At 56.2% G+C, this 15,170-nt stretch carries 13 protein-coding genes; 6 read left to right on the plus strand and 7 right to left on the minus strand.

Going from position 1 to position 15,170, the window contains the following annotated elements; all coding sequences use genetic code 11:
• Positions 1-138: 138 nt before the first annotated feature.
• Positions 139-1,512, minus strand: a complete 1,374-nt coding sequence (locus tag CLM58_RS07765) for an aspartate aminotransferase family protein (protein ID WP_095595370.1) — start codon at positions 1,510-1,512, stop codon at positions 139-141.
• 222 nt (positions 1,513-1,734) lie between these two features.
• Here CLM58_RS07765 and eutB point away from each other — a divergent pair, with 222 nt between their 5' ends.
• The 4 genes from eutB to doeB are packed head-to-tail and all read left to right on the plus strand — an operon-like array spanning position 1,735 to position 5,906.
• Positions 1,735-2,739: a hydroxyectoine utilization dehydratase EutB gene (eutB, locus tag CLM58_RS07770; protein ID WP_095595371.1), complete on the plus strand. Its 1,005-nt coding sequence runs from the start codon at positions 1,735-1,737 to the stop codon at positions 2,737-2,739.
• On the plus strand, positions 2,726-3,718 hold the full coding sequence (gene eutC, locus CLM58_RS07775; protein ID WP_095595372.1) for an ectoine utilization protein EutC: 993 nt from the start codon (positions 2,726-2,728) through the stop codon (positions 3,716-3,718). Before eutB ends, eutC begins: the two co-directional genes overlap by 14 nt.
• A gap of 11 nt (positions 3,719-3,729) precedes the next feature.
• On the plus strand, positions 3,730-4,917 hold the full coding sequence (doeA, locus tag CLM58_RS07780; protein WP_095595373.1) for an ectoine hydrolase DoeA: 1,188 nt from the start codon (positions 3,730-3,732) through the stop codon (positions 4,915-4,917).
• On the plus strand, positions 4,914-5,906 hold the full coding sequence (doeB, locus tag CLM58_RS07785; RefSeq protein ID WP_095595374.1) for a N(2)-acetyl-L-2,4-diaminobutanoate deacetylase DoeB: 993 nt from the start codon (positions 4,914-4,916) through the stop codon (positions 5,904-5,906). The genes doeA and doeB overlap by 4 nt, the downstream gene beginning before the upstream one ends.
• A gap of 546 nt (positions 5,907-6,452) precedes the next feature.
• Here doeB and CLM58_RS07790 read toward each other — a convergent pair.
• From CLM58_RS07790 to ltnD, 4 genes are all read right to left on the minus strand, one after another.
• Positions 6,453-7,214 carry a hydroxypyruvate isomerase family protein gene (locus CLM58_RS07790; RefSeq protein ID WP_095595375.1) on the minus strand — a complete coding sequence of 254 codons (762 nt, stop codon included), beginning with the start codon at positions 7,212-7,214 and terminating at the stop codon, positions 6,453-6,455.
• The gene (gene otnC / locus CLM58_RS07795; RefSeq protein WP_095595376.1) at positions 7,211-7,861 is read right to left on the minus strand and encodes a 3-oxo-tetronate 4-phosphate decarboxylase; all 651 of its coding nucleotides are present in this window, start codon (positions 7,859-7,861) and stop codon (positions 7,211-7,213) included. The genes CLM58_RS07790 and otnC overlap by 4 nt, the downstream gene beginning before the upstream one ends.
• On the minus strand, positions 7,858-9,129 hold the full coding sequence (gene otnK, locus CLM58_RS07800) for a 3-oxo-tetronate kinase (protein ID WP_095595377.1): 1,272 nt from the start codon (positions 9,127-9,129) through the stop codon (positions 7,858-7,860). The genes otnC and otnK overlap by 4 nt, the downstream gene beginning before the upstream one ends.
• A gap of 240 nt (positions 9,130-9,369) precedes the next feature.
• A complete protein-coding gene (gene ltnD / locus CLM58_RS07805) occupies positions 9,370-10,272 on the minus strand; it encodes an L-threonate dehydrogenase (protein WP_095595378.1) in 903 nt (300 codons plus the stop codon).
• A gap of 173 nt (positions 10,273-10,445) precedes the next feature.
• Here ltnD and CLM58_RS07810 point away from each other — a divergent pair, with 173 nt between their 5' ends.
• Together CLM58_RS07810 and CLM58_RS07815 are read left to right on the plus strand one after the other, a co-directional pair.
• Positions 10,446-11,450, plus strand: coding sequence for a LacI family DNA-binding transcriptional regulator (locus CLM58_RS07810; protein WP_229666226.1), 1,005 nt, complete (start codon positions 10,446-10,448; stop codon positions 11,448-11,450).
• Between the two features lie 373 nt (positions 11,451-11,823).
• Positions 11,824-12,354: a GFA family protein gene (locus CLM58_RS07815; protein WP_229666225.1), complete on the plus strand. Its 531-nt coding sequence runs from the start codon at positions 11,824-11,826 to the stop codon at positions 12,352-12,354.
• Positions 12,355-12,471: 117 nt separating this feature from the next.
• On the opposite strand, the gene CLM58_RS07820 is transcribed toward CLM58_RS07815, so the two are convergent.
• Both CLM58_RS07820 and CLM58_RS07825 read right to left on the minus strand, forming a co-directional pair.
• Positions 12,472-14,106, minus strand: coding sequence for a hypothetical protein (locus tag CLM58_RS07820; RefSeq protein ID WP_095595381.1), 1,635 nt, complete (start codon positions 14,104-14,106; stop codon positions 12,472-12,474).
• A 2-nt stretch (positions 14,107-14,108) separates the two neighbouring features.
• Positions 14,109-14,849, minus strand: a complete 741-nt coding sequence (locus CLM58_RS07825; RefSeq protein WP_095595382.1) for an ABC transporter ATP-binding protein — start codon at positions 14,847-14,849, stop codon at positions 14,109-14,111.
• Between the last annotated feature and the right edge of the window lie 321 nt (positions 14,850-15,170).

The following is a 15,170-nucleotide window of genomic DNA, read 5'->3' on the forward strand; positions in this document are numbered from 1 at the left end:
CTCTGCGATCACTCAAGTTGATCGCAGAGGCCTACGCTTCGAATGCTGGCATCGGGGATACTTGCTGAGTTGCAACCTGTCCCCGATCGTCTCGGCAGATCGATAGATGGTTCTATGGTCGCAATGCAATAATTGCGCCTAGCCAAAGTCGGTGGAACCAACCGCACGGCGTGTTGCTTCGACGATGCTGTCGGCTTCTTCACGTGTAAGACACAGTGGCGGAGCGAACCCAAGTATGTCCCCTTGGGGCATGGCTCTTGCGATGACGCCTTCGGCCAGAAGCGCCGTCGCGATCTTAGCGCCGATGCCTCTGCTGGCCTCAAAGAATGACCGATTTGCCGGATCACGCGCGAATTCAACGGCACACAGCATACCCTCGCCACGAATTTCAGCGACGTTCGGATGGTCACCCAAGGCCTTGTGCATTTCGGCATTCAGATAGGCGCCGTTGGTTCCAGCGTTGGTCACCAGATCCAGTTTGTCGATCAGTTGTAGATTGGCAATTCCGGCGGCTGCACCAATTGGATGGGCGGAATAGGTCCATCCGTGGCCGATCGGACCGTTTTCGTCTGTCCCCTGTTCCAAGACAGACCACATCTTTTCGGACACGATCGAACCGGAAAGAGGCGCATAGGCAGAGGTCAGGCCCTTGGCGATGGTGATGATATCCGGCTTCAATCGATAGTGCGTCGAGCCGAACATGCTTCCAAGCCGGCCGAAGCCGGTGACCACTTCATCAGCGATCAGCAGGATATCATACTTCTGCAAAACCGCCTGGATGGCGGCCCAATAGCCCTCGGGTGGCGGGACGATCCCACCAGTGCCAAGGACGGGTTCGCCGATGAAGGCGGCGATCGTGTCAGGGCCCTCTGTCAGGATAAGTTCTTCCAGCCGCTCGGCACACCAGTTTGAAAAGGCGCGCTCGCTCATATCCGCGTCGGGGCGGTGAAGGTAATAGGGCGCTTCGGTGTGGATGACCTGAGACAGCGGCAGGTCGAACTTCTTGTGGAAGAGCTCTAGCCCGGTGAGGGACCCGGTCATCAATCCCGATCCGTGGTACCCGCGCCAGCGGCTGATGATTTTCTTCTTTTGGGGGCGGCCAAGGATATTGTTGTAATACCAGACCAGTTTGATGTTTGTCTCATTCGCGTCCGAGCCACTCATCCCGAAATACACCTTGGACATATGATCCGGGGCGCGATCCAGAATCATTTTCGCAAGCGTGATCGAGGCTTCTGTGCCGTGGCCCACATAGGCATGGTAGTAGGCCAGTTCCTTGGCCTGTTCCGCAATGGCTTCGGCAATTTCCTGACGTCCATAGCCAACATTGACACAGTAGAGCCCGGCAAAGGCGTCAAGCAGTCGCTTGCCATCGCGGTCTTCGATGTAAACACCCTCTCCGCCTGTGATGATACGTGATGGCGTGTCGCCCCGTGCGTGGTTGGCCAGATGTGTTGAGGGATGGAAGAAATTGTCACGATCCCATTCGGCCAGTTGGTCATTCGTCAGCATTGCTTTTCCTTGCCTTTGTCACGCACAGTCGTAGCAGACATTTTTGATATCCGTGAAGGCCTTGTGCTTTGTGTTGCGCCTTCGCGTCCAAACCTAGACTGTTTCACACCGTGCGTTTCGGGCTGTCCGATGGTTGCGAGGGTGTTCGAGGCATCTGGCGATGACCTTTGACCTGTCGCAAGATGGCGCGCTATTCAAGAGGTGACGGGTTTGGGTGAAAGAATGAAATCTGAAGTCACTCTCCAAGACAGTTATGCTGCGCGAATGCGCATCTCAGGTCGTGTTCGAACGACCCCGATTGTGTTGTCACCTAGCCTTAGCCACATGACCGGCGGCACCATCCAGCTGAAGATGGAGCACACCCAGCTAACCGGAAGTTTCAAATTGCGCGGGGCAAGCAACGCGCTGTTAAGCCTGACAGAGGCGCAGCGCGCGCACGGGGTGGTGGGCGTGTCCACGGGCAATCATGGCCGCAGCTTGGCTTATGCCGCGAAACAAGCGGGCGTCCGGTGTATCATCTGCATGTCCGAATTGGTGCCCCAAAACAAAGTGGACGGGATCAAGGCGCTGGGTGCCGAGGTCCGTATCGTCGGGCGTTCTCAAGACGATGCACAGGTCGAAGTCGATCAGTTGGTGGCTAAAGGCATGGTCATGCTGCCGCCCTTCGACCACCCGCAGGTCATTGCAGGACAAAGCACGCTGGCGCTGGAAATTTTGGAACAGTCGCCAGATGTGGACACGGTTCTGGTTCCCCTTTCGGGGGGTGGTTTGATCTCGGGCGTTGGGATGGTCATGAAAGCCGCCAATCCAGCCATCCGTGTGATCGGAATTTCGATGGAGCGTGGCGCGGCTATGTTCCAAAGCCAGCAAGCGGGCAAGACAATTACGGTGCCAGAGCTTCCAACCCTTGCCGACAGTCTTGGCGGTGGCGTGGGACTGGAGAACCGGCATACGTTTGCGATGACGCGCGCCTTTGTCGACGATATTGTCTTGGTCAGCGAGGCAGAGATCGCCGCGGCCATTCGCCATGCCTACTGGCAAGAGAACCAAATCATCGAAGGCGCTGGCAGCGTCGGAATCGCGGCGCTTTTGTCTGGGAAGATAAAGAACCCGGGCAAGTGCGTGGTGGTCGTTTCGGGGCAGAATATCGATATGGCCCTGCATCACCGCATCATTTCTGGTGAAGATGTTGATGTGAGCCGGGAGAGTATTGATGCCCGAAGTTAAGATTTTAACCGAGGCCGAGCTTCGCGCGCTGGTTCCGCTGGATATCGATGCGATTGAGTGCGTTGAGCAGGGGTTTGCGGTGCTGGCCGATGGCAGCGTCGTGATGCCCCCGATCATGACCTTGATGGTTCCCGACCATAACGGCGAGGTTTGCGTGAAATCCGCCTATGTCCCCGGTATCGACAGTTTTGCAATGAAGATGAGCCCGGGGTTTTTCGACAATCCCAAATTGGGACTTCCAAGCACTTCGGGGTTGATGGTCTTGTTTGCATCCAAGACCGGCATGCTTGAAGCGCTTCTATTGGATAATGGCTATCTCACGGATGTGCGCACTGCCGCTGCCGGCGCAGTGGCCGCGCGTCGCCTTGCAAAAGAGGATGCAAGCACGGTCTGTGTCATCGGAGCTGGCGTTCAAGCTAAGTTGCAGTTGAAGGCGATTGCTCTAGTCCGGCCAATTTCGGCTGCTGTGATCTGGGCACGAGACAAAGTGAAAGCGGAGGCCCTTGCCTCTGAACTTCGGGAAGAAATGGGTATCGACGTCAGCGCACAAGAAGATGCCGCGATTGCGGTCTCTTCGGCGGATATCGTTGTGACAACGACACCCTCTAACACGCCACTTGTCATGGCTGACTGGCTGCGCCCCGGACAGCTGATCATCGCTATGGGCTCTGATCAGGAACACAAAGTCGAATTGGAACCTGCCTGTTTGACCGAGGCCGACCTGTATGTGCCTGACAGCCAATCGCAATGCGCGGTCAAAGGGGAACTGCGCAGCGCGTTGGTGGCCGGTGTCGTTTCCCCTGAACGCGCGTTTCCCGAACTGGGCGACATCGTTACCGGTAAAGTCGCGGGTCGCGGATCAGACGGCGATATCATTATCGCCGACCTCACAGGCACGGGGGTGCAAGACACCGCGATTGCCACCTTCGCGCGCCAGCGGGCAGAGACCGTTGGCGCAGGAACCACCTTTACAAGTTGAAGCATAAGATCATGAACGCACCCATTCTTCACTTCACGCAAAATGAGTTCGCAACTCGCCTGTCCAAGACCCGCGCTGCAATGGAAGCGGCCGGACTGGATGTGCTGATAGTCTCTGATCCATCCAATATGGCATGGTTAACTGGCTATGACGGCTGGTCTTTCTATGTGCATCAGGCCGTCGTGGTTGGCACGGATTTCGACCCTGTCTGGTTCGGTCGTGGTCAAGATGCTGCGGGCGCGCGGCGCACCACATGGCTGCCCGAGGGCGATATTATTGGGTACCCCGACCACTACGTTCAATCCACAGAACGCCATCCGATGGACTATCTGGCCGCGCGCTTGATCGATCGCGGTCAAGGCGCAAAACGTATTGGCGTCGAGATGGACAACTATTGGTTCTCTGCCAAGGCCTATGCCGCCTTGACCAGCGGACTGCCAGACGCAAGCTTTTCCGATGCTACGGCCCTTGTGAACTGGCAGCGCGCCGTTAAATCCGAGACCGAGCTGGACTATATGCGCGTCGCGGGACGCTTCGTAGAGAAGATGCACAAGCGCATCTTAGAGGTTGCCGAGCCAGGTCTCCGAAAATCTTCACTTGTGGCTGAAATTTATGACGCCGGTCTGCGTTATGATGATCAAATCGGTGCTGGCGGTGACTATCCCGCGATTGTCCCGCTTCTTCCGTCAGGAGCTGACGCCGCCGCGCCGCACCTGACGTGGGACGATAAGCCCATGAAGTCGGGAGAGGGGACATTTTTCGAAATCGCAGGTGTCTACCGCAGGTATCATTGTCCGCTATCGCGAACGGTTTTTCTTGGCCGGCCGCATAAGGAATTTCTTGAAGCCGAGAAGGCGATCCAAGAGGGTATGGAGGCAGGTCTTGAGAAAGCTCGGGCGGGAAACCCTTGTGAGGATATCGCCAAAGCCTTCTTTGCGGTCCTAGCCCGCTACGGCATCAAAAAGGACAACAGAACGGGCTATCCCATCGGGCTGTCTTATCCCCCGGACTGGGGCGAACGGACGATGAGTTTGCGGGCAGGTGACAAGACGGTGCTGGAACCTAACATGACGTTCCATTTCATGACGGGCCTTTGGATGGACGAGTGGGGCTTCGAGATTACCGAGAGCATTGTCATTCGAGACGGCGAACCTGAATTGCTAGCCAATGTCCCACGCAAACTGATGATAAAGCCATGACCGCAATCAATCCGATCTCAAGCACTGTTCCGTTCGATCAGGACGGGGAGTTTCATGGTTTTCTGTCTCTTCCGCATAGCCAAGAGGACAGCGCATGGGGGCTTATACAGATCCCGATTTCAGTGTTTCGAAACGGAGATGGGCCAACCGCGCTGCTAACCGGGGCAAACCACGGGGACGAATACGAAGGGCCAATTGCGCTTCAATCCCTTACCCACGACCTAAGCGCGGAAGACGTTCAGGGCAGGGTGATCATTGTACCCTACATGAACTACCCGGCCTTTCGTGCAGGTCGACGCATCTCGCCGGTAGATGGGCTGAATATGAATCGCATCTTTCCCGGAAAACCGGATGGTACGGTGACCGAGAAGATCGCAGATTACTTTCTGAACCAGCTGATCCCCTTGGCCGATATTGTTCTGGACTATCACTCGGGGGGGAAGTCCCTGGACTTTATTCCCTTTGCCGCAGCGCATCTGCTTGAAGACAAAGCCCAAGAGGCGGCATGCATCGCCGCGATGGAGGCGTTCGGCGCGCCTTATTCGATGACCTTGAAAGAAATCGACCCGACCGGAATGTACGACACGGCGGCCGAGGATGCCGGGAAAGTATTCATCTCAACCGAGCTTGGCGGCGGCGGCTCTGCCACAGCACGCTCAGCGGGCATTGCGCGAAGGGGGGCGGAAAACATCCTTAGGCATGCGGGCATTTTACAGGGAGAGCCCGCAAGTAATGGTTCCACGCGGATCGATACCACCGGTGGCGATTGCTTTCACTTCTCTCCATGCGACGGAATGCTTGAGATGCTGTTCGACCTCGAGGACGAAGTGGCAAAGGGCGACACCATCGCAAGAATCTGGCCCTCGGATCGATCAGGGCAGAAGCCTGCAGAAGTAGTATCCAAGGAGTCCGGAATCTTAGCTGCGCGACACTTCCCCGGGCTGATCAGGCTTGGTGATTGTTTGGCTGTTGTGGCGATCGCGGGGTGATTCCAGTCGACGCTAAGGCCTTTTGCTTGTTTGAGATGCGCTTGATGCAGGCAAGTGAGCCATCAAGCAGTGACCGCAGACAAGATACAAAAGAGTGACAAGTCAGCCGAACGGAATCCGGTCTCAGCGAAACGCGCCAAACATGCCGAAATTTATTGGGAAGATTTGGTAGAGCGTAAGGGCGTCCAATCCCTCACCTCTTGCATGCCATGGGCGAAATAAGTTTGTGCGACCAGTTCACCAGATCGGACGAGATTGTGGGGAGGCGAACATAATTCGATACCCTGAGAAACACGCAACGCTCAGCGCGAAAGGTGCAGTTTCGTTGAGCTTAGTTGAGTCTCGCCGAGTTTGGTGTTGGAGGCTAAAGAGGGACAAAACGCGGATCTTTCCCGAAATCTGAGGTCTGTATCCGGCCCTTTTCTACCAATCTAGTGTCGCGCAGTGAAGGTTTGTTCCCAGTCATATCGGCGCGTTCATCCAATTGCGCCAATCGTCCGAGTTCAAGTGGAAACGGCTCAAGTACGCGGGCGCATCCGTATGAGATCAGCCAAGCGTCGACATCCACGCCAATGAAGCATCTGTTTCACCTTTAGGTTTGTATTCTGCACCTAAAGGGGTGTGCCAGCCCAAGGCTTCAATCTCTGAAAAAACCGTCCGATAGTCGATATCGCCGTGGTCAGGGGGGGCGCGATCAGGCACGGAGGCGAACTGGATGTGTCCGATTAGAGGCAGCAAATCCCGCAGTCGAGAGATTACGTCACCTTCGGTTCGCCCAACGTGGTAGCAGTCGAACATTAGTTTGAGGTTCGATGCACCAACGCGATCGATGACTTCCGCCGCCTGATGTGTCGTTCGCAAAAAATAACCCGGCGCGTCATGTTCGTTCAGTGGTTCGATCAACATCGTCAACTCTTGCTTGGCACCCTGCTTGCAAGCGTATTCCAAGTTCTCAACGAAAGTGCGGCCACCGGCGATGCTTTGATTAAACCCTGCCATGACATGAATGTTGCGCGCACCGATCTTGACGGCGTAGTCGATGGCTTCGTCGATCGCAGCGCGCGCTTCAATCTCACGGCCTGGAATGGCAGATAGGCCGTTTTCACCGGCTCGAACGTCGCCTCGACGGGTGTTTAAACCCAACATGGTCAGCCCTGTTTCCTGCAGTGCGGCCTTCACCTCTAAGGCGGGAACGTCATAGGGCCAATGGCATTCAACGGCATCGAATCCTGCATCCTTTGCCGCGCGAATTGCGTCGGGCAAAGGACGGTCGTTCCATAGAAAACCAAGGTTGGCCGAGAACTTCATACGTCCCACTCCACGTCGAATTTCGTCACCAAGGCCTGGATCTGGGTTTCGGTCAAAGCGCGTGGGCTCATACCCCGTGTCATCATCGCCAGACGGGCGGTGTCTTCAAGTTCCTCGATGGCATTGCAGGCCGCTTCGACATCCTTGCCGGCCACCACTGGCCCGTGATTGGCCAGCATTACCGCAGACCGTTTGCCCGCGAGACCGCGCACCGCTTCGCCCATTGCCGGATCGCCTGGCAGGAAAAAGGGCAACAGCTTTACCTTGCCAAGCTTCATGATCGCATAGGGGGTCAGGGGCGGCAGGAAGTTGTCTGCATCCACATCAGGCATCATCGACAGCGCCACAGAATGACAAGAATGCAAGTGGACTACCGCACCTGCTGTTGACCGCGTGTCGTAAAAAGCAGCGTGCAGTGGCATTTCTTTCGTTGGTTTGTCCCCGCCAATCAAAGTGCCATGCGCGTCGAACCGGCTCAGGCGTCCGGGATCAAGCCGGCCAAAGCTGGTGCCCGTTGGCGAGACCAGCAATCCACCATCTGGCGTGCGTGCCGAGATATTGCCAGTGCTGCCGCCTGTCAGCCCCCTGTCGAACATGGACTTCGCTAGCAGGCAGATTTGCTCGCGCAGTTTGGATTCCTCGCTCATGCGGCCTCCAAAATCTTTTGGGCGTCGGTAAAAAAGGTCTCAGCCCCGAAATTACCGGATTTCAGGGTCAGAGCAATCTGGTGTCCATCGGACTGGCAATAGGTCCACGGCACACCCGGTGCGATTTCAGCTCCGACATCAAGTTGTGACACGCCAAGCGCCTTGGTCACCGCACCCGAGGTTTCACCGCCGGCGACGATGACACGCCGCGCTCCTGCATCGCGGGCAGCTACTGCGCAGGCCGACAATGTGGCCTCGACGATCTCACCAGCAGCGGCGATACCCAGCTTGGCCTGTGCGGCTTTGACTTTTTCGGGGGTTGCGGTCGCATAAATAAGGGGGGCGGCGGTCAGATCCTGCTCCGCCAACCAATCTAGCGCCTCTTGTGCGCCATTTTCAGCAAGAGCCAATGGGTCCAGTTGGAACGCAGGCGCGCCTCGACGCATGTAGTCAGCCACCTGCCTGTTGGTCATCGCTGAGCAGCTACCTGACAGCACGATCGTCTCTGGGCTTAAGCGGGGGGCTTTTGCCTTGGGAGCATCCGCAGAAAGCGTCCCATCGGCCAGATACAGAGCGGGCAATGGCATCGCCACCGCACTGCCACCGGTCATCAACGGCATGTCACGGCACGCCTCGGCGATCACTTCCAGATCAGAGTTTGCCACCGCATCCACAACCACATGAGCAATGCCTTCGGCTTTCAGTTGCGCTAGCTTGTTGCGCAAAGCTTCAGCACCCTGCGCGACTGTCAGGCGGTCTGCCAGTCCAACCGATCGCGTCACCTGTGGCGCCAGTAAGCGCATCAGGTTGCTGTCTCGCATGGGGGTAAGCGGGTGATCCTTCATCGGGCTTTCCGCCAAAAGCTGTTGTCCTACAAACAGGTTTCCCATGAAGATTGACCGGCCATTCTCTGGAAATGCGGGGCAATAGATCGTCTGATCGGTGCCGAGATCCGCCATCAAAGCTTCGGCGACCGGGCCGATATTGCCTTCCGGGGTCGAGTCAAATGTCGAACAGTATTTCCAGAAAAACCTCTGCGCGCCGGCGGCTTTCAACCATTTGAGGGCCGCCCGAGTTTCTGCCACGGCTTCGGCGACAGGCGCGGTGCGGGATTTGAGGGCAATGACTTCAAAGGCCGACGGGTCGGAAGGTGGATCGGATGGCACTCCGATCCGAAGCGAAACCTGTACGCCGCTGCGCGCCAGCAATCCTGCCAGATCGGTTGCACCCGTAAAGTCGTCGGCAATGCAGCCCAGAACGGTTTTCATCGGTTCATTCCTTCACAATCATTGCCGTCAGAACGGGGGCAGCTGACAAACTGTTCACAGCCAAAGGCTTGTCATTGAGGGTCGCCAAGAGCAGCTGGGATTTCACGTTCACATCGTGCATGGGGCATCACAGTCATCGGATCGATAAGATAGATTAAGGCGTCAGGTTTGCCTCTTGCAATCATCGCGTTCAATTGCGCGTTACGGGCATAAAAGCGCAATTCGTGCCTCCATAATTGCTTACTCCTCGCCGGGAAGTGTCAATCCCGCATTTCGTGCGTAAACCTTTGCCACTGCTGCATCGTCTTCCCAACCATGCCCCATGCCTGCCGCAGCCACGAACTGCTGCAAGGCGGCGGCTGTAATCGGCGCGCTGAACTGGGCAGATTTGGCGATGTCCAGAACGATCCCAAGGTCCTTGGGCCAGATATTGACCGAACTATGTGGTGTGTAGTCTCCGGCCACGATATGCGGAGCGCGATTTTCCAACATCCAACTTGTGCCTGCGCATTTGCTGATGACCTCGACAAATTTCTCGGGCGTAACGCCTTGCGTCATGCCAAAGGTCAGGGCTTCGGCCATCGTGGCGATGTGAACGCCTGCCAGCAACTGGTTGACGGCTTTCATCGCGGATCCTTGCCCGGCGGTTTCACCAAGCTCGAACACCGTCTCTGCGGCAGCTTCCAGTACGGGGCGTGCGGCAGAGAAGGCGGCCGACGACCCCGAGGCCATTATAGATAGTTGACCTCTGGCGGCCTTGGCCGAACCGCCGGATATTGGCGCATCAAGATAATGAATTCCCTTTGCGTTGCATCTGGCTTCCATCTCCCGGGCGAATTCCGGAGGGACAGTGGCACAAGCGACAACAACAGCCCCCTCGCGCATGGCTGGCACGATACCGTTGTCACCGAACAAAACCTCTTCGGTTTGAGCCGCATTCAAGACCACAATGACAGCGGCATCCAAAGACCCGGCGATAGCGGCAAGGTCTCCACCTGCACCGCCCTCAGCCTGAAACCGCTCCATCTGAGAAGTCACGACATCAAAGCCGTGAACGTCAAAACCCGCCCGCAGGCAGGACTGAGCGATCCCGTATCCCATGGACCCTAGACCAATAACCGCTGTTTTGAAGGTGTCAGTCATTTCGCAGACCTCATTCGGTGTAATTCTTGACAGTTGACCTTATAACCGGTACCGATACCGGTATCGATATCAGGTGTCAACCACCAGCGGTCAACATGGACCGTCAATTGCCCCAAACGCTCGGAGTTGGTAGGGCGAACACTGATGGAAGCAGTAAAAGGAGCGGGCGTCCATTGGATGAGAAGAACCGTGTAACACTGGCAGATGTTGCCGCTGCTGCGGGCGTCAGCAAGATGACCGCATCCCGCGCTCTACGCGGGGCAGGTGACGTGTCCGCGAGAAGTATCGAGAAAGTCCGGCAGACGGCGAAGGACATTGGCTATGTCGGAAATCACTTGGCCTCATCTCTCTCGGGGAAACGATCCGACCTGATTGGCGTGTTGGTTCCCAGCTTGGCAAACATCGTCTTCGCCGAGGTCCTCTCTGGGATTGCAGAAGGAATTGAGGGCAGTGGCCTGCAGCCAGTCTTCGGCGTAACCGACTACGATCTCGAAAAAGAGTACAACATCATCAGGAGTATGCTGTCTTGGAATCCGGCCGGTCTGATTGTCACCGGGCTTGATCAGTCAGATGACTCAACACGGCTGCTGAAAAACGCAGACATCCCCGTGGTTCAGATCATGGATGTGGACGGGACGCCGGTCGATGCATGTGTTGGCCTGTCCCACTACTCGGCCGGAGAAGCGATGGCAGAGACCTTGATCGCGATGGGCCGCAGTCGCATTGGCTACATTGGCTGCGACTTGAACAAAGACACCAGAGCGCAAAAGAGACTGGAAGGGTTCAAGAGATCCCTAGCGAAAAACGGCCTTAGTCTCGTAGTCGAGAAGACAAGCGAGAACCCATCTGCGGCGAAAACCGGGCGGGACCTCACAGCGCTGGCTCTTGCAGAAGAGCCTGACTTGGACGGTATTTACTATTCCAACGACGACCTCGCCGCTGGTGGAGCATTTCATTGTATTGCCTGCGGCATAAGCGTTCCGGAAAGAGTTGCCCTCGCAGGGTTCAACGGGCTCGACCTCATCGACAGCCTTCCGGTCAAGATCATAACCTCTCGGACACCGCGAAGAGAGATAGGGAAGACCGCAGTCGAGTTCATCACCGGCGCAAACAGGACAAATGAGAAACCCGAAAGTCGCACGATTGCGTTCACACCGTCCATTTCTGTCGAAACCTGATGCATACTTTTGAAGTGACGTCGAATGTGGGCGATAGCCGACCCTTTTCGATCCGCGAGAGGGTCGCCGAGGAATTCGAACATAAGGCGGCAGCGGCTGAGGGTAGGTTCACCGGACCGCGGTGGCACCGCAGATATGCTTTGAACCTTCTTGCCCAACCCTGTGGTGCATACGAATGATGACTCGGACATCTCAATGTCTGTAATACTCAAAGAAATAGCTATCAGAAACCTCCGGCACCTAGGGCTGCTTCGAAAGTTTCGGAAAGGGGAACAAAAACGGGCGATGGACCCTAACCGACAAACCCTTGGACATGCCGCCACAGACTGCCGATGCTATAGTTGCCTTAATTGACAATTGTGGGAGCGAGCCAGTGGCACAATTCGAGACATGTGAAGGCGGCTGCACCTGTGGTCACGTGCGGTATCAGGTAATTTCCGAACCGATGATCGTTCATTGCTGCCATTGCAGTTGGTGTCAGCGCCAAAGTGGAAGCGCGTTTGCCGTAAATGCCCTGATTGAAGCAGATCGCGTGAAACTCATCTCCGGGGCGGTGGAAGAGGTTACCGTTCCGTCTCCCAGTGGCAAGGGGCAAACCATTGCGCGTTGCCCGATTTGCCGGGTCGCGGTCTGGAGCAATTACTACATGGGCGGGCTAAAAGACCGTATTCGGTTTTTACGCGTCGGGTCACTGGATGACCCGAACCTGATGCCGCCTGACGTGCATATCTTCACGTCAACAAAACAAGACTGGGTCATTCTGCCACCCAAAGATAAATCAGCAAAAGTTTTCTATGACGTGGATGCGACCTGGTCACCCGAAAGCCTAAAACGTTTGGATGCGCTCGATGCAGCGGCCGGAATTGAGCAGCCTTGGCGATACCTACGGCGCACGGTCGAGTAACGTGCAACATAGTGGACGCTTGTCCCTGATTACTGACCTCGAGCCCAAGCCCCCTATTCCGTCGGCTAAGACTTCCAGTATTCAGGATGCCCTAGCCGGGGCTCTTCCTTCGTCGCTTTAGTCGACGGTTTCGGCTACCGCAAACCGACGGAACGCGAATTGCATCACGACCAACGTCAGAACCCCGATCAAGGTCAATGTTACCCAGCTGGCCAACCCGGGCAGAACCAACGAGGTTCTTATCATTGTGAAAGTGGCCAAACCCACGCCCGCCGATACCGCAGCCGCAGTCAAAACAACGATTGTCTTCGCAATGAACTCGACAAGTGACCGACCAAGAAATTCAAAGTCGGCCCGCCCCATCGGAACGAGTTTCGTCGGAAACAGCAGATGTATCGTGTTTTCGACCACATAGATGAGCACGGTCAGCGGAAGCGCAAATGCCGCAAACATCAACGCAACAGATGTGTCTACACCATCCTCAAAGACGAGAATGCTGGCGATCATGGTCAAGGCAATCACATAGGCCAAAAGCACCTGCGCCACGAGCTGCCCCGCGCAGATGCGCCATGGCGCAATGGGCAGGGTTTTGTAGATTTCCATCCGGCTCAGGTCACCACGAAAATCGCACACAAGCGTCCGCGGCAGGATAAAGCCGTAGAAAATGTAGATCATCGTCAAAGCCCGCGAATCCGTGACCGGAACACCGAAAGCCGACGCAAGAGGCCCGAGGCAGGCGGCCATCCCAATGAACACAGCAATGACCTTAAAGGAATTGCGTGCCGCGTTGAGTGTCTGTCGAAAGGCAATGGGCCCCAGGCCGCCCAAAAGCGGCGCACGACGGATTGAGCGTACCTCGGTTCGTTGCGTGGCCCAGAATGATCCCCCTTGCTTTATCCGCTCCCACCGGTCGCTTTGTCGGGCGTTTTCCTTCAGGGCTCGGTCGGTCGTGAGCGCATCAAGCTTGATCGCCACGTACAGCAGTACAGCGTTGATAAGGACCGCGATACAGGCCCAAAGGGCCAGATGCGGAAACAACGAGGGCGCCACGAAAAGCTCGGCGAACACGATGTACGGTATCAGGATGATGGTGCCGATCCACGAGTGTCGAAACTCGGTCAGCAGGTCAAAGACGCTGCGGTCGGGCGTCACCCAAGCATAAAGTGCGGTGGCGACTGCGGCGGTGAAAAGCAGCGCAATTGCGGGCCATCGATACCGTGCGAACCTGCTGCCTTCCAGCGCCTGCCCCGCCATCCCGATCACGGCGCTGTTCAACTGAACAAAAGTCAGCGTCAAAAGCGAGGCGACGAACGCCGAAAGGGCCGACCCTGTTTGCGCCTGCGCAAAGGGAGTAATAAGCGCGCTGCTTAAAGTAACGCCGGCAACGTAGGCGCTAAATTTGTAAAGGATCAGGTCACGCCGACGGAACGGCCCGGTAAAAAGAAAATTGATCTCGGTCGGCGAAAAGTGAAACGTCGGGCCAGTCGTCAGCACGACAGTGAGCAGCGACATCCCAAGCATGGCAAGCGGCATGAACGTTCTGATTTGCGGACTTAACGCCTGCCGATCCAAAGCTCCGTTATTCAAAAATTCCGGGTTAAGTGCCGAACTGTTTGCGACGACCAGCAGCCAAACGATCCCGCCAAAGGCAAGAAAGAACAGCAAGCCGCGCAAGCTTTTCAACTGCATCAGCCGCATGCGCAGACCGCCACGCAGTCGCATCATCAGAAGGCGAAGAAGCGCTGAATCCATTCTTAGGCCTCACCCTTCTCTTTTTGTTGGGTGAGAGAGAAATACGCCTCTTCAAGGGCAGAGCTGCTGTCAGTCTGTCCGACTTCGCTTACCACGTCGCTCATCGTGCCAATTCGACGACACTCGCCAAGGCTCAACACCATGATATGCGTGCACAAGTTCTCGAACAGGCTCAACAGGTGCGAACTGATGATGATAGCGGCGCCAGCCTGCGCACGTTCGCGAATGGCCTGCTGGATGCCCCGGATCCCTTGAGGATCAAGCCCTGTCAGAGGCTCATCAAACAGGATCACCTTTGGATCGTGCAAGAAGGCACAGGCAATCGCCACCTTTTGGCGCATCCCGCGTGACAAGTTGTGAACCAGCGTATCGCGCTTGTGCGTAAGCTCGAAGGACTCAAGAAGCGCTTCGGCGGTTTGCTCAAAATCTGAGAGTTTGTAAGCCGCCGCAGTGAAGGCCAGATGCTCCCAGACCGTCATCGTATCAAAGAGCCGCGGATCGTCTGGAATATAGCCGATGTTCTGCTTGGCTTCGATAGGCTCTTCGACAATGTCATGGCCCGCAACCAACAACTGACCCGCGGTCGGAGGGATAATCCCACACAAGGCACGCAATGTCGTTGTCTTGCCCGCCCCATTCGGCCCGACCAGCCCAAGGATTTGGCCGGGTTCCACCGAAAAGCTAAGATCCTTAACGGCGGTGAAGCCTTTGTATTGCTTGCTGAAGTTCGTGACTGTGATCATGCGCTCTTTGCCCAAGATTCTGTGGTTTGCCGGCAGCTTAGCGGGCTGGCATCGGCTCCAACACCACTCAAGACATCGATACTTCGCACCGATTCATGTCAACTCTAAGTCCAAAACCGTTGTTCAAATCGTTTAATATGCCTCAATTTCAGCGAAACGCTGGAAATACTTGGGTTGCGCACTGGGATAGTCTACGGACGTCGGTACGAGGTAAGATAGGAAGGACGGTAAGCGGCCTCTGGCCACACAGGGCGCTAACGACCGGTTTGTTGAAAACGGACCTTGTACCGCGTGATGCTGCGATGGCTTGGGGTCATGAGC

The organism is Actibacterium pelagium (assembly GCF_002285415.1).
Taxonomy (GTDB): domain Bacteria; phylum Pseudomonadota; class Alphaproteobacteria; order Rhodobacterales; family Rhodobacteraceae; genus Actibacterium_B; species Actibacterium_B pelagium.